Origin of the sequence: Azohydromonas australica DSM 1124, assembly GCF_000430725.1 — a bacterium.
Taxonomy (GTDB): Bacteria; Pseudomonadota; Gammaproteobacteria; order Burkholderiales; family Burkholderiaceae_C; genus Azohydromonas; species Azohydromonas australica.
Genome location: NZ_KE387203.1, coordinates 441,428 through 460,357, shown reverse-complemented (window position 1 = coordinate 460,357; position 18,930 = coordinate 441,428). Strand labels below are relative to the sequence as shown.

The following is an 18,930-nucleotide window of genomic DNA, read 5'->3' as shown; positions in this document are numbered from 1 at the left end:
GCCTGTGGATTACAGCGTCAGCTGCTTGAGGTAGCCGCGGAACCAGGTGCCCACCTCCGGGTGATCCAGCGCCAGCTCGACGTTGGCCTTGAGGAAGCCTTCCTTGCTGCCGCAGTCGTAGCGCTTGCCCTGGTAGCTGTAGGCGAAGACCTTCTCGCGGCGCAGCAGTCCGGCAATCCCGTCGGTGAGCTGGATCTCGCCGCCCACGCCCTGGTTCTGGTTGCGGATCTCGTGGAACACGCCCGGCGTGAGGATGTAGCGCCCGGCCACAGCCAGCCGCGACGGCGCCTCCTCGGGCGACGGCTTCTCGACGATGCGATTGACCTCCGTCATGCAATCGCTCACCGCCGTGCCGGCGACGATGCCGTAGCGCTTGACGTAGGCCTGCGGCACCTCCTGCACGGCCAGGATGGAAGTGCGCCATTCGGCGAACTGTTCCACCATCTGCTGCAGCACCGGCGTTTCGCCCACCATCAGGTCGTCGGCCAACAGCACGGCGAAGGGCTCATTGCCCACCAGGCGCTCGGCGCACAGCACCGCGTGGCCCAGGCCCAGCGACTGCGCCTGGCGCACGTAGATGCATTCCATGTCGGCCGGCTTGACGCTGCGCACGACCTCCAGCAGTTCCTGCTTGTGAGCCTGCTCCAGGGTCTTTTCGAGCTCGAAGCTCATGTCGAAGTGGTCCTCGATCGGGCGCTTGTGGCGCCCGGTGACGAAGATCATCTCGCGCACCCCTGCGGCATAGGCTTCTTCCACCGCGTACTGGATCAGCGGCTTGTCCACCACCGGCATCATTTCCTTGGGCTGCGCCTTGGTAGCGGGCAGGAAACGCGTGCCGAGACCGGCGACCGGGAAGACGGCCTTCTTGATACTCATCATGGGGTTCGTTGCTCCAACGGAGAGGCATGCTTGGGACGGGCCATTCTGGCACGGCACCCAGCGCCCTCCGGCTCCAGGGAGCCGGGGGTGAGCTGGGGCGCAGTCCCGGGGCTTCTCCCCAGCAGGATGCGTGCCGGACCCTGCCTCAGGCCGCGGGCAGACGCTGCAGCTGCTGCTGCAGCCGCTGCAGCGTCTGGCCGAAGTCGGCCAGGCGCTGGCGCTCCTGCTCCACCACGGCGGCCGGCGCGCGGGCCACGAAGCTCTCGTTGCCCAGCTTGGCGTTGGCCTTGGTGATCTCGCCTTCGAGCCGCGCCACTTCCTTGGACAGCCGCGCCCGCTCGGCGGCGACGTCGATCTCGACGTGCAGCGCCAGCCGGATGTCGCCCTGCACCGCCACCGGCGCCATCTGCGTGGCCTGCGCGAAGTCGCCCTCGTCGGCGAACACGCGCACTTCCGACACCTTGGCCAGCGCCTTGAGCAGCGGCGCCGCGACGTTGACGAAACCCTCGTCGCCGAAGGTGTAGAGCGGCACGCGCTCGGCCGGCGAGAGGTTCATCTCGCCGCGCAGGTTGCGGCAGCTGCCCACCAGCGCCTTGAGCTTGCCGACCCAGGCGTCGGCCTGGGCGTCCACGCGCTCGAGCTGCGGACGCGGGTAGGCGGCCGTCACGAGGCTCTGCGCGTCGCCGGCCACCTTGCGCCCGGCCACCGGCGCCACGCGCTCCCACAGCTCGGCAGTGATGAAGGGCGTGATCGGGTGCAGCAGCCGCAGCACCGTCTCCAGCACGCGGATGAGCGTGCGCCGCGTGGCGCGCTGCTGCTCGGCCGTGCCGGTCTGGATCTGCACCTTGGCGATCTCCAGGTACCAGTCGCAGTACTCGTCCCACACGAAGGAGTAGATGGCGTTGGCCACGTTGTCGAGCCGGTACTCGGCAAAGCCGGTTTCGACGGCCGCCTCCACGCGCTGCAGCTCGCTCGTGATCCAGCGGTCGGCCTGCGAGAAGTCCAGGTAGCCGCCGGGCACGCAGGCCTCGGCGCCGTGCTCGGCCAGGCCGCAGTCCTGGCCCTCGCAGTTCATGAGCACGAAGCGCGTGGCGTTCCAGAGCTTGTTGCAGAAGTTGCGGTAGCCCTCGCAGCGCTTGGAGTCGAAGTTGATGTTGCGCCCCAGGCTCGCCAGCGCGGCGAAGGTGAAGCGCAGCGCGTCGGCGCCGTAGCCGGGAATGCCCTCCGGGAACTCCTTCTGCGTGTCCTTGCGCACGCGCGGCGCGGTCTCGGGCTTGCGCAGGCCGGTGGAGCGCTTCTGCAGCAGCGGCTCCAGCGCGATGCCGTCGATGAGGTCCACCGGGTCGAGCACGTTGCCCTCGGACTTGCTCATCTTCTTGCCCTGCGCGTCGCGCACCAGGCCGTGGATGTAGACGTGGCGGAAGGGCACCTGGCCGGTGAAGTGCACCGTCATCATGATCATCCGGGCGACCCAGAAGAAGATGATGTCGAAGCCCGTGACCAGCACGGAGGAGGGCAGGAACAGGTCCAGCTCGGGCGTCTTCTCGGGCCAGCCCAGGCTGGAGAAGGGCACCAGCGCCGAGGAGTACCAAGTGTCGAGCACGTCCTCGTCGCGGGTGAGCTCGCCGCGGTAGCCGGCGGCCTCGGCCCGCGCGCGCGCCTCCTCCTCGTTGCGCGCGACGAAGATCTCGCCGCCGCTGCCGTACCAGGCCGGGATCTGGTGGCCCCACCACAGCTGGCGGCTGATGCACCAGTCCTGGATGTTCTTCATCCACTGGTGGTAGGTGTTGATCCACTGCTCGGGCACGAACTTCACCGAGCCGTCATCGACCACCTGGATGGCCTTCTCGGCGATGGACTTGCCGTCGGCGCCGGGCTTGGTCATGGCCACGAACCACTGGTCGGTGAGCATGGGCTCGACGATCTGCCCGGTGCGCGCGCAACGCGGCACCATCAGCTTGTGCTTCTTGACCTCGGCCAGCAGGCCCTGCGCCTCCAGGTCGGCCACGATGCGCTTGCGCGCCTCGAAGCGGTCCAGGCCGCGGTAGGCCTCGGGCGCCTGCTCGTTGAGCGTGGCATCGAGGGTGAAGATGCTGATCATGGGCAGGCCATGGCGCTGGCCCACCGCGTAGTCGTTGTAGTCGTGCGCGGGCGTGACCTTGACCACGCCGGTGCCGAACTCGCGGTCCACGTAGTCGTCGGCGATCACGGGGATGGTGCGGCCCGTCAGCGGGAGCGTGACCTGCTTGCCGATCAGCGCGGCGTAGCGCTCGTCTTCCGGATGCACCATGGCGGCCACGTCGCCCAGCATGGTCTCGGGACGGGTGGTGGCCACCACCAGCTCACCCGAGCCGTCGGCCAGCGGGTAGCGGATGTGCCAGAGGGATCCGTCCTCCTCCTCGCTCTCGACCTCCAGGTCGGAGACGGCGGACTTGAGCACCGGGTCCCAGTTGACCAGGCGCTTGCCGCGGTAGATCAGGCCTTCCTCGTACAGGCGCACGAAGGTTTCCGTCACGACCTTCGAGAGCTTCTCGTCCATCGTGAAGTACTCGTGCTGCCAGCTCACGCTGTCGCCCATGCGGCGCATCTGCTGCGTGATGGTGGAGCCGCTCTTTTCCTTCCACTCCCATACGCGCGCCACGAAGTTCTTGCGTCCGAGCTCGTGGCGGTCCTGCTTCTGCTCCTGCAGCTGGCGCTCCACCACGATCTGCGTGGCGATGCCGGCGTGGTCCGTGCCCGGCACCCACAGCGTGTTGAAGCCGCGCATGCGGTGGTAGCGCGTGAGCGAGTCCATGATCGTCTGGTTGAACGCATGGCCCATGTGCAGCGTGCCCGTGACGTTGGGCGGCGGCAGCTGGATGCAGAAGGACTGCTTGCTCGGGTCCAGCGTCGGCTCGTAGGCACCGCTCTTTTCCCACAGCGGGCCCCAGTGGGCCTCGATGGCGGCGGGCTCGAAGGATTTGGCGAGTTCGGTCATGGCAGGGAAGCAGTGGCGCGCCGGCGCACGAACGGGGGCGCGCCAACACCGGGAAATCATGGGGGTGCGGGATTGTAGGGTGCCGCTTTCCACCCCCTGGCAGGCGCCCCGATGGCCCCGCCGCGCCCGCCCGGCCCGGGTCGCGAGCCGGGCGTCCGGGCTTACATCAGCAGGTGCTCGCCCGCGTTCTCGCCGCCGAGGATGACGTAGTTCACCTTGCGCAGGTCGCGCAGCTCGCGCCCGCCGGCGTAGGAGATGGAGCTCTGCAGGTCCTCGCGCATCTCGCGCAGCGTGTCGGCGAGCTTGCCCTTGACCGGCTCCAGGATGCGCTTGCCCTCCACGTGCTTGTACTCGCCCTTGTTGAAGTCCGAGGCCGAGCCGTAGTACTCCTTGTAGAGCTGCCCATCCACCTCCACCGTGCGGCCGGGGCTTTCCTCGTGGCCGGCGAAGAGCGAGCCGACCATCACCATTGCCGCGCCGAAGCGCACGCTCTTGGCGATGTCGCCGTGGTGGCGGATGCCGCCGTCGGCAATGATCGGTTTCGTGGCCACGCGCGCGCACCATTTCAGCGCCGAGAGCTGCCAGCCGCCGGTGCCGAAACCGGTCTTGAGCCGAGTGATGCACACCTTGCCCGGGCCGATGCCCACCTTGGTGGCGTCGGCGCCCCAGTTCTCCAGGTCGATCACGGCCTCGGGCGTGCCCACGTTGCCGGCGATCACGAAGGCTTGCGGCAGCCGCTGCTTGATGTAGCCGATCATGCGCTGGACGCTGTCGGCATGGCCGTGGGCGATGTCGATGGTGATGTAGTCCGCGCCCAGCCCTTCGGCCGCCAGGCGGTCGATCACGGCGCGGTCGGCTTCCTTCACGCCCGAGGAAATCGAGACGATCAGTCCCTGCTCGCGCATCGAGCGGGCGAAGGCGACGTTGTCCAGGTCGAAGCGGTGCATCACGTAGAAGTAGCCCTCGCGCGCCATCCAGGCGGCGATGCCCTCGTCGAGCACGGTCTTCATGTTGGCCGGCACCACCGGCAGCTTGAAGCGGTGCGGGCCGAACTGCACCGAGGTGTCGCACTCGCTGCGGCTTTCCACGCGGCAGCGGCGCGGCAGCAACAGCACGTTGTCGTAGTCGAAGATGTCCAAGAAAAGGCTCCAGAGGTTGGTCCAGAGGCGGCGCGTTGTGGCAGTGCGCGGCCCAATGGCTGCGAGCGCTTGACCTGGAACCCGGCGGTCCCGCGAGGCCGTCGGCATGGACGGTGCGGACACAAAAAACCGGGCTCCAAAAATTTGGGCCCGGTGACGAATTCTACGCAGGCGCGGCGCCGGGCTCCGGCGTCAATGACCCGTTGCCGAGCAGGGCCGCCAGGTCGGCGCTGGAGCGCTGCCCGATGGCGCTGCCCTGCTGCGCCAGCCACTCCTGGGCATGCGCACGGCCGCGGTCGCGCAGCGTTTCCAGGAAGGGACGGTGCGGGATCAGCTTGGTGTGCATGGGCAGCCCGGCCAGCTGCTCGTCGGCCTCGATCACGTGCACTCGCAGCGACGCCACGCGGCGGCGCGAACCCCAGCCGCGCCACGCGCCCTGGCGTGCCAGCGACTGCAGCTGCTGCAGCCAGCGCAGCTCGTGCAGGAAGCAGGCGCTGAAGCCGATCTCCAGCGCGCGCTGCTGGATCTGCCCCGCCGTGCGCGGCAGGGGGCCGAACACGCGCGGGTTAAGCGTGAGGATCAGCAGGTCCGGCGCGTCGCTCTCGCACACCAGCGGCAGCAGCGCGGGGTTGGCGGCGTAGCCGCCGTCCCAGTAGGGCTCGCCGTCGATCTCCACCGCCTGCATCACCATCGGCAGGCAGGCCGAGGCCAGCGCCACCTCCACGCTGAGCTCGTGGCGCCGGAACAGCCGCAGCTGCCCGGTGTTGGCGTTGGTGGCGGCGATGAAGAGCTGCGGCCCGGCGCTGGCGCGCAGCCGCTCGAAATCGACCAGCCCTTCCAGCAGCCCGCGCAGCGGGTTGAGGTTGAGCGGATTGAGCGCGTAGGGTGAGAGCAGTCGCGTCCACTGCATCAGCGCCTGCGCCGCCGGGTGCAGCGAGGGCACCTCGTCGCCGTTGCGGCCCGCGCGCACGGCGCCGGCGGGCAGCTGCTGGCTCAGGGCGTGCCAGTAGCGGTGCAGCGCCTCGCGCGCACCCTCGCGCCCGCCGTCGAGCAGCCCGTGCGCCAGCACGATGGCGTTCATCGCGCCGGCGCTGGTGCCGCTGAGGGCCTCGATGCGCAGGTCCGGCTGCTGCAGCAGCTCGTCGAGCACGCCCCAGGTGAAGGCGCCGTGCGCGCCACCGCCCTGCAGCGCGAGCGCGACCGGGCGCGGCGCCGGCTCGCGGCGCCAGGGCCACAGGCCGCGGCTCAATGCCGCTGCCCCTTGCGCTCGGCCGCGGCGCTGAGGAACTCGTGCAGGATCGGCTCGTCGTCGAGCCGGCCCGGGTGCGGTGCGGCGCCGGCCATGAACTCCGGATGCCACTGCATGCCGAAGACGTAGCCCGGCCCCTGCCAGCGCACGGCCTCCACCACGCCGTCGGGCACGCCGCGCGCTTCCACCACCAGGCCTTCACCCAGGTCCTTGACCGCCTGGTGGTGGATGGAATTGACCTCGCCCTGCGTGGCGCCGCCGTAGAGCTGCGACAGCCGCGAGCCGGGAACGATCTCGATGTCGTGGAACTGCTGGTCGTAGCGCATGAGGTCGCGGTGCCCGAGCGCCTCGGGCAGCTGGGTGGGGATGTCCTGATAGAGGGTACCGCCCAGCGCCACGTTGATCAGCTGGCAGCCGCGGCAGATGCCGATCACGGGCTTGCGCGCGGCGAAGAAGGCGCGGAAGAGCTCGATCTCGTAGCGGTCGCGGATGCGGTCGCCGCCCCAGTCCGCGTGCATCGGGTGCTCGCCGTAGCTTTGCGGCGACACGTCGTTGCCGCCCTGCAACACCAGGCCGTCGAGCTGCTCGGCGTAGTCGGCGATGCTGACCTCGCGCGGCAGCAGCAGGCCCTCGCGCTCGATGGCCGGGATCATCAGCGCCAGCACGCGCGGCTTGAGGATCCAGTGCGCCACCGACTGCTCCAGGTAGTGCAGCGTGCGCGTGAAGACGCCACCGGTGTCGGCGACCGGGGCCTGCGGGTAGTAAATCCGGGCGGAAATGCCAATGAGCAAGGGAGCCATGCCCAGCGCGGAGCGAATGCGGTGCCTGGACGCTGCCCGGGGCGCTCCCCCGTGACGCGGGGGGCGCCTCCTAAAATGCCACATGGGTTCCCCGTCGATCACCGCTGAAGAGGCCGCCGCCGGCGCGCCTCCCGTGCCGAGCGCGCTGCTGCGCCAGCTCAATCCCGAACAGCTTGCCGCCGTGACGCTGCCGTCGCAGCCGTCGCTGATCCTGGCCGGCGCCGGCTCGGGCAAGACCCGCGTGCTGACCACGCGCATCGCCTGGCTGCTGCAGACCGGGCAGGTCTCGCCCGGCGGGCTGCTGGCCGTGACCTTCACCAACAAGGCGGCCAAGGAAATGATGGCGCGCCTCTCGGCGCTGCTGCCCTTGAGCGTGCGCGGCATGTGGATCGGCACCTTCCACGGCCTGTGCAACCGGCTGCTGCGCGCGCACTGGAAGCAGGCCGGGCTGCCCTCGGGCTTCCAGATCCTGGACTCGGGCGACACCGTCTCCGCCATCAAGCGCGTCATCAAGACGATGAAGCTCGATGAGGAGCGCTTCGTGCCCAAGCAGGTGAGCTGGTTCATCGCCAGCTGCAAGGAGGACGGCAAGCGCCCGCGCGACGTCGAGGCGCTGGACCCGCACACGCGCCAGCTCGTGGCCATCTACGCCGCCTACGAGGACCAGTGCCAGCGCGAGGGCGTGGTGGACTTCGCCGAGCTGATGCTGCGCAGCTACGAGCTGCTGCGCGACCACGAACCGCTGGCGGCGCACTACCGCCAGCGCTTCCGCCACCTGCTGGTGGACGAGTTCCAGGACACCAACCGGCTGCAGTACGCGTGGCTGAAGATGCTCGCGCCCCCGGGCGGCGGGCAGAGCGTGTTCGCCGTGGGCGACGACGACCAGTCGATCTACGGCTTCCGCGGCGCGCGCGTGGGGAACATGGCGGACTTCGAGCGCGAGTACCGCGTGCAGAAGATCATCAAGCTGGAGCACAACTACCGCAGCTACGGGAACATCCTTGACGCTGCCAACGGCCTCATCGCGCGCAACAGCCGCCGCCTGGGCAAGAACCTGCGCACCGAGGCCGGCCCGGGCGAGCCCGTGCGCGTGCACGAGAGCGTGAGCGACTACGCCGAGGCGCAGTGGCTGGTGGAGGAGGCGCAGCTGCTGCACCGCGGCGGGCTGCCGCGCAGCGAGATCGCGGTGCTCTACCGCTCCAACGCGCAGAGCCGGGTGCTGGAAAGCGCGCTGTTCAACGCCGGCATCCCGTACCGCGTCTATGGCGGCCTGCGCTTCTTCGAGCGCGCGGAGGTGAAGCACGCGCTGGCCTACCTGCGGCTGCTCGAGAACCCGCACGACGACACCAGCTTCCTGCGCGTCGTGAATTTCCCGGCCCGGGGCATCGGCGCGCGCAGCATCGAGCAGCTCACCGACGCCGCGCGCGCCAGCGGGCGCAGCCTGCACCAGAGCGTGGGCGCGGTCGCGGGCCGCGCCGGCGCGAACCTGGCGGCCTTCAACAACCTGATCCTGCGCCTGCGCGAGGAGACCCGCGGCCTGACGCTGCGCGACATCATCGGCCGCATGCTGCAGGCCAGCGGGCTGCTGGACTTCTACCGCACCGACAAGGACGGCCAGGACCGCATCGAGAACCTGGAGGAACTGGTCAACGCCGCCGAGGCCTTCGTGACGCAGGAGGGCTTCGGCAAGGAGGCGGTGGCGCTGCCCGTGGACGAGCTGCGCCCCGAGGGCGCCGAGGCCATCGGCGCCGACCTGCTGCCCGATGCCGAGACGGGCGAGATCGTCAGCCCGCTGGCGGCCTTCCTCACCCACGCCTCGCTGGAGGCGGGCGACAACCAGGCGCAGGCCGGCTCGGACGCGGTGCAGCTCATGACCGTGCACTCGGCCAAGGGCCTGGAGTTCGACGCCGTGTTCATCACCGGGCTGGAGGAGGGGCTGTTCCCGCATGAGAACTCGCTCTCCGACGCCGACGGGCTGGAGGAGGAACGGCGGCTGATGTACGTGGCCATCACGCGCGCCAGGAAGCGCCTGTATCTGAGCTTCAGCCAGACGCGGCTGCTGCACGGGCAGACCCGCTACAACGTCAAGAGCCGCTTCTTCGACGAGCTGCCCGACGGGGCGCTGAAATGGATCACGCCGCGCACGGGCCTGCAGGGCGGCATGGCCTTCACGCCTCGGCAGGCGTGGCAGCAGTCGGCCTCGTCACCATTCCAGCAGGCGCGCCGCGAACCGGCGCCGCCGCCGCTGGTGCCCAAGGCGCCGCCCTCGCACGGGCTGACGGTGGGCAAGGCGGTGTTCCACACCCGCTTCGGCGAAGGCGTGGTGGTGACGCTGGAAGGCTCCGGCGAGGACGCCCGCGCCGAGGTGAACTTCGGCCGCCACGGGCGCAAGTGGCTGGCGCTGTCGGTGGCCAAGCTCACGCCGATCGACTGACCGGCCGGCCGGCCGGCGGGCGGGCGGAGCGGCTCAGGTCAGCGCTTCGCTTCCTCGTCGTCCCCGGCCACCGCGTCCACCGTCTTCTCGATCACCTTGCCGGTCACGGAGATGCCGGTGCTCACCACCGCGCCGGTGACGGAGATGGCCGCGCCGGCGGCGGCGCCGGCCACCGAGACCACGGCACAGCCGGACAGCAGGAGAGGGACGGCCAGCAGGGCCAGGAGCGGGGCGCGGAGTTTTTTCATGGGGCGCGATTGTCGGCCCCCGTTCCGGGGTGCCCGGCGCGCGGGCGTCATGGATGCGTCACCGGTGTGACATGCGCCCGTCATCGGGCGCCGTCAGAGTGCGGGCCGAGCTGCACGACGCGCAGCACCCGACACCGAAGCAGACCATGACGACCCTGAGCGAGAGTTTCCTGAACGCCACCCGGCAGGCGCTGGGCCTGCCCGCCACGGCCGTGCCGCGCGGGCGCACCGGCCGCCGCATCCCTGCCGCGGCCGCGCGGCGCACGGCGGCTCAGGCCTCGCCGTTCGTGGGCGCCTGGTCCTTGGGCGCGCCGCCGTCGCCGGCCAGCTCCTCGCTCCAGCCGAAGCTGTCGCTGAAGGTGGCGTAGAGCGAGGCGTAGAAGGCGCAGCTGAACATCAGCCCGCCGGGCAGCGCCGCCACGCCGGTGAGCTCTCGCGCGCCCAGCAGCGCGAACACGGTGCTCGCCAGCAGCGCGAAGCCCATCGCCAGCGCGGCCCAGGTCAGTCCGTAGACCAGCAGTGCGCCGCGGTTGCGCCAGCAGGCGACCCAGCTGGAGAACAGCGACTGCGCCGCGCTCTGCTGCGCCCACCACACCAGCGCCGGCGCGTGCCAGAAGGGCAGCGCCAGCAGGGTGGTCAGGCCCAGGCGCAGCACCAGCCCGAACTGCAGCCGCGCGTCGCGCAGCAGCGCCGCAGGCTCGCCGCCCTCGGTCACCATCTCGATGTGCAGCTGCTCGAAGCGGCCGCCGTCCACCCAGTCGCTCAGCCCGGCGATCAGCGCCGTGGCCACGCCGTAGACGAAGCACAGCTTGAGCAGCTCGCGCTGGCGCGCCTTGGGCCGTGGGCGCAGCAGCTCCGCGTACAGCCCCGGGTGCACCGCCTTGCCGCCCAGCAGCACGCCGCGCGTGGCCACCATGAAGGCCAGGGACAGCAGCGGCAGCGCCATCATCACCAGCACCTGTCCCACCCAGGGCAGCGACATCACGAACAGCGCCACGAACAGGAAGGACAGGAACAGCAGCGTGTAGCCCATCGGGCGGCGCAGGAACTGCTGGAAGCCCCGCTGCACCCAGGCCGCGCCCCGGCGCGGTGGCAAGCTCTGCAGCTGCAGCGGGGGCGTGGTGGCCAGCGGGGGAATGGTCATGCCTTCATGCCTCGCGTTCTCCTTGAGGGTGCCACGGCACGGCGATGCGCGCGCGCAGCACGCGCTCGAAGTGCTCGGGGTCGTGCGGCTTGAGCATGCTGGCGTCGCGCGGCAGGTGCAGGTCCCACAGCCGCGAGACCCAGAAGCGCAGCGCGCCCGCGCGCAGCAGCGCGGGCAGCAGCCGGCGCTCGTTGCCGGTGAGCGGGCGCACGCGCTCGTAGGCGGCGACGAACACCGCCGCGCGCTCGTCCACGCCGCGGCCGCTGTCGAGGTCGATGCACCAGTCGTTGAGGCACACCGCGATGTCGAACAGGAAGGTGTCGACCCCGGCGAAGTAGAAGTCGAAGAAGCCGCTGAGCCGCTCGCGGCCGGGCAGGCCCTCGAACATCACGTTGTCGCGGAACAGGTCCGCGTGCACCGGGCCGCGGGGCAGGTCCAGGTAGGCAGCGGACTCGGCCAGCGCGGTCTGGAAGGCCAGCTCCTCCTCGATCAGCGTGCGCTGCTCGGCGGTGAGGAAGGGCAGCACCACCGGCACCGTCTCCTGCCACCACGGCAGGCCGCGCAGGTTGGGCTGCGCCAGCGGGAAGTCCTGCCCGGCCAGGTGCATGCGCGCCAGCATCTCGCCGACCTGCTCGCAGTGGTGCAGGTCCGGGGCGAGCTGGTGGCCGCCGGGGAGCTTGTTGACCAGCGCGGCGGGCTTGTCCTTGAGCTGGTGCAGGATCTGGTCGTTGTCGTCCGAGCGCGGCTCGGGCACCGGGATGCCGCGCTGCGCCAGGTGGCGCATCAGGTGCAGGTAGAAGGGCAGCTGCTCGAAGGTCAGGCGCTCGAACAGCGTGAGCACCCATTCGCCCTGCGTGGTGGAGACGAAGTAGTTGGTGTTCTCGATACCCGCGCCGATGCCGCGCAGGGCCGTGACCTGGCCCACGTCGAGGGTGGCGACGAAGGCCGAGGCCTCGTCGAAGGTCACTTCAGTAAAGACGGCCATCGCTCAGAAATTGAAGACGTTCCACACGCGCTGCCCGACGGCACCGCGGCTGCTGCTCGGCCCGGCGCTGATGTCGCGCCCGCCGCCCTCCGGGATCACCTCGTAGGCCGCGCCCTTGCGCGGCTGCACGTGGATGCGCTGGGTTTGTCCGCGCACGCGCAGCTCCTCGATGCGCGCGCCCTCGTCCTCGGTCACCAGGTGCTGGACGTTCGGTTCGGGGGGGAGCTGGCGCGGGGCGTCGGTCTGTGCGGCCAGCGGCAGCGCTGCGCTCAGAACGGCCAGCGCCGCCGCGGGGCGGAGGAGGGCTTTCATGGCGCCATTGTAGGAGCCGGCCCACAGCCGCTTCGGTCGGTGCGAGGGCGTGCGGCCCTGATTGACAATCCAGCAGATGAGCGAGAACAAGACCCTGTTGCTGGTGGATGGCTCCAGCTACCTCTACCGCGCTTACCACGCGCTGCCCGACCTGCGCGGCCCCGGCGGCGTGCCCACCGGCGCGCTGCACGGCATGGTGGCGATGATGCAGCGCCTGCGCGAGCAGATTCCCGCGGCGCACGCGGCCTGCGTCTTCGACGCCTCCGGGCCCACCTTCCGCGACGACTGGTATCCGGACTACAAGGCGCACCGCGCGCCCATGCCGGAGGCGCTGGCCGAGCAGATCGAGCCCATCCACGAGGTGGTGAAGCTGCTGGGCTGGCCGGTGCTGCAGGTCGAGGGCGTGGAGGCCGACGACGTGATCGGCACCCTGGCGCGCGTGGCCGCCGCCGCCGGCCACGAGGTGGTGGTCTCCACCGGCGACAAGGACCTGGCGCAGCTGGTCACGCCGCAGGTCACGCTCATCAACACCATGAGCAACGAGCGGCTGGACGAGGCCGGCGTGCTGGCGAAGTTCGGCGTGGCGCCCGATCGCATCGTGGACTACCTGACCCTCGTGGGCGACACGGTGGACAACATTCCCGGCGTCGAGAAGGTCGGCCCGAAGACGGCCGTCAAGTGGCTCACCGAGCATGGCTCGCTCGACGGCGTGATCGAGGCGGCGCCGAAGATCAAGGGCGTGGCCGGCGACAACCTGCGCAAGGCGCTGGAGTGGCTGCCCACGGGCCGCCGCCTGGTCACCGTGCAATGCGACTGCGACCTCGCCAGGCATGTGCCGGGCTGGCCCTCGCTGGACGCGCTGGCGCAGCGCCCGGTGCAGCGCGACGACCTGCTGGCCTTCTACAACCGCTACGGCTTCAAGACGCTCAAGCGCGAGCTGGAGGAGCAGATCGCGATGGAGGGCCGCGCCGACGCCGAGGGCGACCTCGTCACGCTCATGGAGACGGCCAGCACGCCGGTGGAGAAGCGCTACGAGACGGTGCTGACGATGGAGGCGCTGGAGCGCTGGATCGCCAAGATCGACGCCGCGCCGCTGACCTCGCTGGACACCGAGACCGATTCGCTGGACGCGCTGCGGGCCAACATCGTGGGCCTGTCGCTGTCGGTGGAGCCGGGCGAGGCCTGCTACGTGCCGCTGCGCCACGACTACGCCGGCGCGCCGGACCAGCTGCCACTGGACGTGGTGCTGGAGAAGCTGCGCCCGTGGCTGGAGGACGCCAAGAAGCCCAAGCTGGGTCAGCACGCCAAGTACGACCTGCACGTGTTCGAGAACGTCGGCATCCGCGTGCGCGGCTACGTGCACGACACGCTGCTGGAGAGCTACGTGCTGGAGGCGCACAAGCCGCATTCGCTGGAGAGCCTGGCCGACCGCCATCTCAACCGCCGCGGCCTGAGCTACGAGGACCTGTGCGGCAAGGGCGCCAACAAGATCCCGTTCACGCAGGTGGACGTGGAGCGCGCATCCGAATACGCCTGCGAGGATGCCGAGATGTGCCTGCAGGTGCACCGCGCGCTGTGGCCGCGCGTCGAGGCCGAATCCGGGCTGCTGCACATCTACCGCGACATCGAGCTGCCGGTCTCGGCGCTGCTGGCGCGCATGGAGCGCACGGGGGTGCTGATCGACGCGCAGGTGCTGGCGCAACAGAGCCACGCCATCGGCCAGCGGCTGCTGGCGCTGGAGCAGGAGGTGCATGAGCTGGCCGGGCAGCCCTTCAACCTGGGCAGCCCCAAGCAGCTCGGCGAGATCCTGTTCAACAAGCTGGGCCTGCAGCCGGTGAAGAAGACCGCCAGCGGCGCGCCCTCCACCGACGAGGAGGTGCTGGAGAAGCTGGCGCTGGACCACCCGCTGCCGGCGCGCCTGCTGGAGCACCGCGGGCTGGCCAAGCTCAAGAGCACCTACACGGACAAGCTGCCGCAGATGGTCAACCCGGCCACCGGCCGCGTGCACACCACCTACGCGCAGGCGGTGGCGGTGACGGGGCGGCTCTCCAGCAACGAGCCCAACCTGCAGAACATCCCCATCCGCACGCCCGAAGGCCGGCGCGTGCGCGAGGCCTTCATCGCGCCCGAAGGCTGCGTGATCGCCAGCGCCGACTACTCGCAGATCGAGCTGCGCATCATGGCCCACATCAGCGGCGACGAAGGTTTGCTGCGCGCCTTCACCGAGGGCGACGACGTGCACCGCGCCACGGCGGCGGAGGTGTTCGGGGTGGCGTCGGGCGAGGTCAGCAGCGAGCAGCGCCGCTATGCCAAGACCATCAACTTCGGCCTCATCTACGGCATGAGCGAGTACGGGCTGGCGCGGCGGCTGGGTATCGAGACCAAGGCGGCGCGCACCTACATCGAGCGCTATTTCGCGCGCTATCCGGGCGTGAAGCGCTACATGGACGAGACCCGCGCCCAGGCCGCCGAGCAGGGCTACGTGGAGACGGTGTTCGGGCGCCGGCTGTACCTGCCCGAGATCCGCGGCGGCAGCGGCCCGCGCCGCGCCGAGGCCGAGCGCCAGGCCGTCAACGCGCCGATGCAGGGCACGGCGGCGGACCTGATCAAGCTCGCCATGCTGGCGGTGCAGCGCGCGCTGGACGAGCAGGGCAAGCTCACGCGCATCGTGCTGCAGGTGCATGACGAGCTGGTGTTCGAGGTGCCCGAAGCCGAGCTGGCGTGGGTGAAGGCCGAGGTGCCGAAGCTCATGGCCAGCGTGGCGCAGCTGAAAGTGCCGCTGCTGGCCGAGGTCGGTGTGGGGCGCAACTGGGACGAGGCGCACTGATGCGGCACTGACGCCGAGCTGACACGCCGCAGGGCGTTGCTAAGATGCGCGCCCCCGACCTGCCGCGCCGTGCCGTGGCGCGGTCCGTCCCTACTGCAGCAGACCACGCCCTGGCGCGGTCGCTCCTTTTCCCATGACCCTTGCGTACATCGTCGTCGCCACGCTGCTGGGCGGCCTGCTTTCGGTGCTGATCGCCGCGCAGCTCACGGTCAGCGTGCTGGGCCGGCTGGTCAAGAACCTGGTGAGCCTGTCGGCGGGCGTGCTGCTGGGCACGGCGCTGATCAACGTGCTGCCCGAGGCCTTCGAGGATGGGTCGAACCCGCACAGCCTGTTCCTGACGCTGCTGGGCGGCCTGCTGTTCTTCTTCCTGCTGGAGAAGGCGGAGCTCTACCGCCACGGCCACCATCACGAGGGCGACGACCCGCACCACCACCACCACCACGGCTTCGACGCCGAGCAGGCGGGCAAGGGCGGCTGGAGCGTGCTGCTGGGCGACAGCATCCACAACTTCTGCGACGGCATCATCATCGCGGCGGCCTTCCTGTCGGACACGCAACTGGGCATCGTGACGGCGCTGGCGGTGATCCTGCACGAGATCCCGCAAGAGGTCGGCGACTACATCGTGCTGCTCAACGCCGGCCTCTCGCGCCAGCGCGCGCTGCTCTACAACGCGATGTCGGGCCTGGCCTCGGTGGTGGGCGGCGTGGTGGGCTACCTGGTGGTGGAGCCCTGGAAGGAATGGTTCCCGTACCTGCTGGTCATCGCTTCCAGCAGCTTCATCTACGTCGCGGTGGCGGACCTGCTGCCGCAGCTGCAGCGCCGCCTGAGCCTGCGCGACACGCTGTCGCAGCTGGGCTGGCTGGCCGCAGGGCTGGGCGTGGTGCTGGTGGCCGCGCGCATGCTGCACCACTGACACCAACAAAAACGCCGGGACGCGTGGTCCGCGGTCCCGGCGAAGGCCTCCAGCCGAGCGCGCCCGGGCCCGGGCGCGCTGCGTCTCCCCTGTGGTCGGTCAGCGCACCACCAGCACCGGGATGGTGGCGTGGGTGAGCACCTTCTGCGTCTCGCTGCCCAGCAGCAGCGCGGCCACGCCGCGGCGGCCGTGCGAGGCCATGACGATGAGGTCGCACCCTTCGCTGGTGGCCTGCTCGCAGATCGCTTCCCAAGGATGCAGCGCCTCGATGGTGATGGCCTTGCAGCTCACGCCGGCCTCCTGGGCCGCGGCCAGCACGCTCTTGATGCGCTGGTCGGCGATGCGGTCCTGCGCATCGAAGAACTCCTGCGGCGGCGTGGGCTGCATCTCGGAGATGGCGCCGTAGGGGAAGGGCTCCTTGGCGCTGAGGGTCAGCACCTCGGCGCCGCACAGCCTGGCCAGATCGATGGCCTGGCGCACGGCCTTGGCGGTGATCTCGGAGCCGTCGGTGGGCACGAGGATGCGCTTGTACATGAGTGGTCTCCTTCAAGGCGCCCATGGGGGCGATGGGGCCAGTGTCGCGCCGCCGTCCGCCGACGTCTTGATGCCCATCAAGCCCGTGCGACGGGCCGCGACGGGTCGCTGCACCATTCGCTCCACGATCCGGGATACAGCGGCGTCACGCCCAGTCCGGCGTGCTCGAAGGCCAGCACGTTGTGGCAGGCGGTCACGCCCGATCCGCACTGCTGCACCAGTTGCGCGGCCTCGCCGCCGGCCAGCAGCGGCGCGAGCTCCGCGCGCAGCGCGTCGGCCGTCTTGAAGCGGCCGTCGGGCTGCAGGTTGAGCTTGAAGAAGCGGTTCAGCGCGCCAGGGATGTGGCCGGCCACGGCGTCCAGCGGCTCCACGTCGCCGCGCCAGCGCTCGGGAGCACGTGCATCGACCACGCGCAGCCGGCCCAGCTGCTTCAGCAGCTCGCCCGCCTGCAGCGTGGGCATGGTGGCGGTACCGGCGGGGTAGGCGGGAGCGGCGTCGTGACGCGGGGGCACGGCGGTGTCCAGGGCGCCGCCGGCCTCGACCCAGGCCTGGCGCCCGCCGTCGAGAACCGCTACCGCGTCGTGGCCCAGCCAGCGCAGCAGCCACCAGGCGCGCGCGGCGAACATGCCGCCCTGCGCGTCGTAGGCCACGGCCTGCACGTCCGGGCGCAGTCCCAGGCGGCCCAGCAGTGCTGCCAGCGCCTCGCGCGCGGGCAGCGGGTGGCGGCCGGGGAAGCGACCCTGCGCGTCGCGCACGGCTGGGGCGCTGAGCTCGCGCTCCAGGTGCACGTAATGCGCACCGGGCAGGTGGCCTTCGGCGTAGGCGCGCTCGCCGGCGGCGGGGTCGGCCAGGTCGAAGCCGCAGTCCAGCAGCAGCAGGGGCTGGTTCGAGCGCTGCAGGGACTGCAGCTCGGCGGCGGTGATCAGGGTGCGGTGGGCCATGGGCGGCGGGTCTCCTTGTCAGCGGTCGGCATTGTGTGTGGCGGCGCGGCCCGCGCCGTTGCGCCGGCTCAGCGGTTTTGCGCCGTCGCGGCAGGGAGGGCCGGCGCGTCCTGCGCGGGCCGGCTGCGCAGCCAGGTGGCGGCCAGGCCGGCGGCGATGATGAGCCCGATGCCCGCCAGCGCGCCGGGCGTGAGCGGGTCGCCGAACACCAGCACGCCCAGCACGCAGGAGAAGACGATGCCGCTGTACTGCAGGCTGGCGTTGCTGAGCGTGCGGCCGATGGCGTAGGCGCGCGTCATCATCATCTGCCCCAGGGTGGCCAGCAGCCCGATGGCGACCAGCAGCAGCAGGCCGCGCGCGCTGTGCGCTTGCATGCCGGTGAAGGCCATCCCCAGCGCGCCGGCGGCCATGCCGCCCAGCGAGAAGTAGAAGACGATGCGGTACTCGGGCTCGCCCGCGCGCCCCAGCGCCTGCACCTGCAGGTAGGCCGAGGCAGCGAGCAGGCCCGACACCAGCCCGGCCACGCCGTAGCCGAGCTGCTCGCGCGTCAGGGTCGGCTTGAGCACCAGCACCACGCCGGCAAAGCCTGCCAGCACCGCCGCCACCAGCCGCGCGTCCACGGGCCGGCCGCGGCCCAGCAGCAGCGCGCTTCCCACGAGGAAGGCGGCCATCCACACCGAGGACATGTAGTTCAGCGTCATGGCGGTGGCCAGCGGCAGCCCGGCCAGGGCGTGGAACCACAGGCCCAGCGCGCACACGCCGGTGAGGCTGCGCTTGCCGTGCTGCGCGAGCAGCTGCGTGCGCAGCGTGCCGCCGCGCAGCAGCGTCATCACGGCGATGAAGATGGCGCCGACGAGGCCGCGGTAGAACACGATCTCTGCCGTGGCGTAGTGCGCCGAGGCGAGCTTGATGCACAGCCCCATGACGGCGAAGAGCAGCGAGGCGCAAAGGATCAACAAGGGAGCGGCCATCCCGCGATTGTCGATGCCTCAAAAACAACGGCCGCCGAAGGCGGCGGCCGTGGACAAGAGAAGGGCGCTGGGAGCCGGGCAGATCAGGCCGCTTCGCGCAGCGGCATCTCGTCGGGCTGGGGCCGGGACTGCAGGCGCTGCAGCTGGGCGCGCGCGTGCGGCAGCAGGCGCTCGCGGCGGTCCACGTAGGCGTCGAGCAGTGCGTCCTCGTCGCGCGGCGGGTGCATGCGCCGCAGGAGCATCTCTTCCCAGCGCATGCCGGCCAGCAGGCGGCGCCGGCCATCGGCAAAGAAGCTCCACCAGGCGGGGCTGTTGGGCTCCAGGCGCAGGCCCTGGAAGAGGGCATGGCGGCAGGCCCGTCGTCGGGCCTGCAGCGCCTGCGCCGCATGCTGGGGCGCACCGGCCAGGGGCAGCACTTCCGCCAGCGCCGCGTCGCGCGCGGCGACGAAGGCCAGCAGCTCCCGCAACGCGGCGCAGCGCAACTGCGGGCGCTCGCGCTGGAGGCCTTCAATCTTGTCGAGGTAGATGCGGATCGTCTGGTGATCGTCGCGAACGGTGTTGCTCAGCGCCTGCATGG

The 18,930-nt window shown here is 70.7% G+C and carries 16 protein-coding genes; 3 read left to right on the top strand and 13 right to left on the bottom strand.

What is annotated here, in order from left to right:
* Positions 1 to 9 precede the first annotated feature (9 nt).
* From galU to H537_RS44535, 5 genes are all read right to left on the bottom strand, one after another.
* On the bottom strand, positions 10 to 876 hold the full coding sequence (galU, locus tag H537_RS0121220) for a UTP--glucose-1-phosphate uridylyltransferase GalU (RefSeq protein WP_028999450.1): 867 nt from the start codon (positions 874 to 876) through the stop codon (positions 10 to 12).
* Between the two features lie 148 nt (positions 877 to 1,024).
* Entirely contained in the window at positions 1,025 to 3,856 is a 2,832-nt protein-coding gene (locus H537_RS0121215) for a valine--tRNA ligase (RefSeq protein ID WP_028999449.1), read from the bottom strand.
* A gap of 161 nt (positions 3,857 to 4,017) precedes the next feature.
* Positions 4,018 to 4,995 carry a GMP reductase gene (locus H537_RS0121210; protein WP_028999448.1) on the bottom strand — a complete coding sequence of 326 codons (978 nt, stop codon included), beginning with the start codon at positions 4,993 to 4,995 and terminating at the stop codon, positions 4,018 to 4,020.
* Between the two features lie 163 nt (positions 4,996 to 5,158).
* A complete protein-coding gene (locus H537_RS44540) occupies positions 5,159 to 6,244 on the bottom strand; it encodes a patatin-like phospholipase family protein (protein ID WP_238446748.1) in 1,086 nt (361 codons plus the stop codon).
* On the bottom strand, positions 6,241 to 7,044 hold the full coding sequence (locus H537_RS44535) for a gamma-glutamyl-gamma-aminobutyrate hydrolase family protein (protein ID WP_043459388.1): 804 nt from the start codon (positions 7,042 to 7,044) through the stop codon (positions 6,241 to 6,243). Before H537_RS44535 ends, H537_RS44540 begins: the two co-directional genes overlap by 4 nt.
* Positions 7,045 to 7,126: 82 nt before the next feature.
* Here H537_RS44535 and H537_RS0121195 point away from each other — a divergent pair, with 82 nt between their 5' ends.
* Positions 7,127 to 9,478 (top strand): UvrD-helicase domain-containing protein, encoded by a 2,352-nt coding sequence (locus tag H537_RS0121195; RefSeq protein ID WP_043459386.1) that lies wholly within the window; start codon positions 7,127 to 7,129, stop codon positions 9,476 to 9,478.
* A 38-nt stretch (positions 9,479 to 9,516) separates the two neighbouring features.
* On the opposite strand, the gene H537_RS0121190 is transcribed toward H537_RS0121195, so the two are convergent.
* The 4 genes from H537_RS0121190 to H537_RS0121175 all read right to left on the bottom strand — a co-directional run bounded on the left by H537_RS0121190 (position 9,517) and on the right by H537_RS0121175 (position 12,167).
* On the bottom strand, positions 9,517 to 9,726 hold the full coding sequence (locus tag H537_RS0121190; protein ID WP_028999446.1) for a hypothetical protein: 210 nt from the start codon (positions 9,724 to 9,726) through the stop codon (positions 9,517 to 9,519).
* A 271-nt stretch (positions 9,727 to 9,997) separates the two neighbouring features.
* Positions 9,998 to 10,870: a BPSS1780 family membrane protein gene (locus H537_RS44530; RefSeq protein ID WP_051243038.1), complete on the bottom strand. Its 873-nt coding sequence runs from the start codon at positions 10,868 to 10,870 to the stop codon at positions 9,998 to 10,000.
* A gap of 4 nt (positions 10,871 to 10,874) precedes the next feature.
* On the bottom strand, positions 10,875 to 11,855 hold the full coding sequence (locus tag H537_RS0121180) for a homoserine kinase (protein WP_028999445.1): 981 nt from the start codon (positions 11,853 to 11,855) through the stop codon (positions 10,875 to 10,877).
* 3 nt (positions 11,856 to 11,858) lie between these two features.
* Entirely contained in the window at positions 11,859 to 12,167 is a 309-nt protein-coding gene (locus H537_RS0121175; RefSeq protein ID WP_043459542.1) for a DUF2782 domain-containing protein, read from the bottom strand.
* Between the two features lie 76 nt (positions 12,168 to 12,243).
* Here H537_RS0121175 and polA point away from each other — a divergent pair, with 76 nt between their 5' ends.
* Together polA and H537_RS0121165 are read left to right on the top strand one after the other, a co-directional pair.
* Positions 12,244 to 14,994, top strand: a complete 2,751-nt coding sequence (gene polA, locus H537_RS0121170) for a DNA polymerase I (RefSeq protein ID WP_028999443.1) — start codon at positions 12,244 to 12,246, stop codon at positions 14,992 to 14,994.
* A gap of 133 nt (positions 14,995 to 15,127) precedes the next feature.
* Entirely contained in the window at positions 15,128 to 15,907 is a 780-nt protein-coding gene (locus H537_RS0121165; protein WP_028999442.1) for a ZIP family metal transporter, read from the top strand.
* Between the two features lie 99 nt (positions 15,908 to 16,006).
* Here the strand turns inward: H537_RS0121165 and H537_RS0121160 are convergent, their stop codons facing one another.
* The 4 genes from H537_RS0121160 to H537_RS0121145 all read right to left on the bottom strand — a co-directional run bounded on the left by H537_RS0121160 (position 16,007) and on the right by H537_RS0121145 (position 18,928).
* Positions 16,007 to 16,441: a universal stress protein gene (locus tag H537_RS0121160; protein WP_028999441.1), complete on the bottom strand. Its 435-nt coding sequence runs from the start codon at positions 16,439 to 16,441 to the stop codon at positions 16,007 to 16,009.
* 77 nt (positions 16,442 to 16,518) lie between these two features.
* Positions 16,519 to 17,382 (bottom strand): sulfurtransferase, encoded by an 864-nt coding sequence (locus tag H537_RS0121155; protein ID WP_028999440.1) that lies wholly within the window; start codon positions 17,380 to 17,382, stop codon positions 16,519 to 16,521.
* A gap of 68 nt (positions 17,383 to 17,450) precedes the next feature.
* On the bottom strand, positions 17,451 to 18,353 hold the full coding sequence (locus H537_RS0121150) for a DMT family transporter (RefSeq protein WP_028999439.1): 903 nt from the start codon (positions 18,351 to 18,353) through the stop codon (positions 17,451 to 17,453).
* Positions 18,354 to 18,436: 83 nt separating this feature from the next.
* Positions 18,437 to 18,928 carry a hypothetical protein gene (locus H537_RS0121145; protein ID WP_028999438.1) on the bottom strand — a complete coding sequence of 164 codons (492 nt, stop codon included), beginning with the start codon at positions 18,926 to 18,928 and terminating at the stop codon, positions 18,437 to 18,439.
* Positions 18,929 to 18,930 lie beyond the last annotated feature (2 nt).

Coding starts and splice junctions, on each gene's coding strand:
- galU (WP_028999450.1), bottom strand. CDS start 876: ATGAGTATCAAGAAGGCCGTCTTCCCGGTCGCCGGTCTCGGCACGCGT.
- H537_RS0121215 (WP_028999449.1), bottom strand. CDS start 3,856: ATGACCGAACTCGCCAAATCCTTCGAGCCCGCCGCCATCGAGGCCCAC.
- H537_RS44535 (WP_043459388.1), bottom strand. CDS start 7,044: ATGGCTCCCTTGCTCATTGGCATTTCCGCCCGGATTTACTACCCGCAG.
- H537_RS0121195 (WP_043459386.1), top strand. CDS start 7,127: ATGGGTTCCCCGTCGATCACCGCTGAAGAGGCCGCCGCCGGCGCGCCT.
- H537_RS0121190 (WP_028999446.1), bottom strand. CDS start 9,726: ATGAAAAAACTCCGCGCCCCGCTCCTGGCCCTGCTGGCCGTCCCTCTC.
- H537_RS44530 (WP_051243038.1), bottom strand. CDS start 10,870: ATGACCATTCCCCCGCTGGCCACCACGCCCCCGCTGCAGCTGCAGAGC.
- H537_RS0121180 (WP_028999445.1), bottom strand. CDS start 11,855: ATGGCCGTCTTTACTGAAGTGACCTTCGACGAGGCCTCGGCCTTCGTC.
- H537_RS0121175 (WP_043459542.1), bottom strand. CDS start 12,167: ATGAAAGCCCTCCTCCGCCCCGCGGCGGCGCTGGCCGTTCTGAGCGCA.
- polA (WP_028999443.1), top strand. CDS start 12,244: ATGAGCGAGAACAAGACCCTGTTGCTGGTGGATGGCTCCAGCTACCTC.
- H537_RS0121165 (WP_028999442.1), top strand. CDS start 15,128: ATGACCCTTGCGTACATCGTCGTCGCCACGCTGCTGGGCGGCCTGCTT.
- H537_RS0121160 (WP_028999441.1), bottom strand. CDS start 16,441: ATGTACAAGCGCATCCTCGTGCCCACCGACGGCTCCGAGATCACCGCC.
- H537_RS0121155 (WP_028999440.1), bottom strand. CDS start 17,382: ATGGCCCACCGCACCCTGATCACCGCCGCCGAGCTGCAGTCCCTGCAG.
- H537_RS0121150 (WP_028999439.1), bottom strand. CDS start 18,353: ATGGCCGCTCCCTTGTTGATCCTTTGCGCCTCGCTGCTCTTCGCCGTC.
- H537_RS0121145 (WP_028999438.1), bottom strand. CDS start 18,928: ATGCAGGCGCTGAGCAACACCGTTCGCGACGATCACCAGACGATCCGC.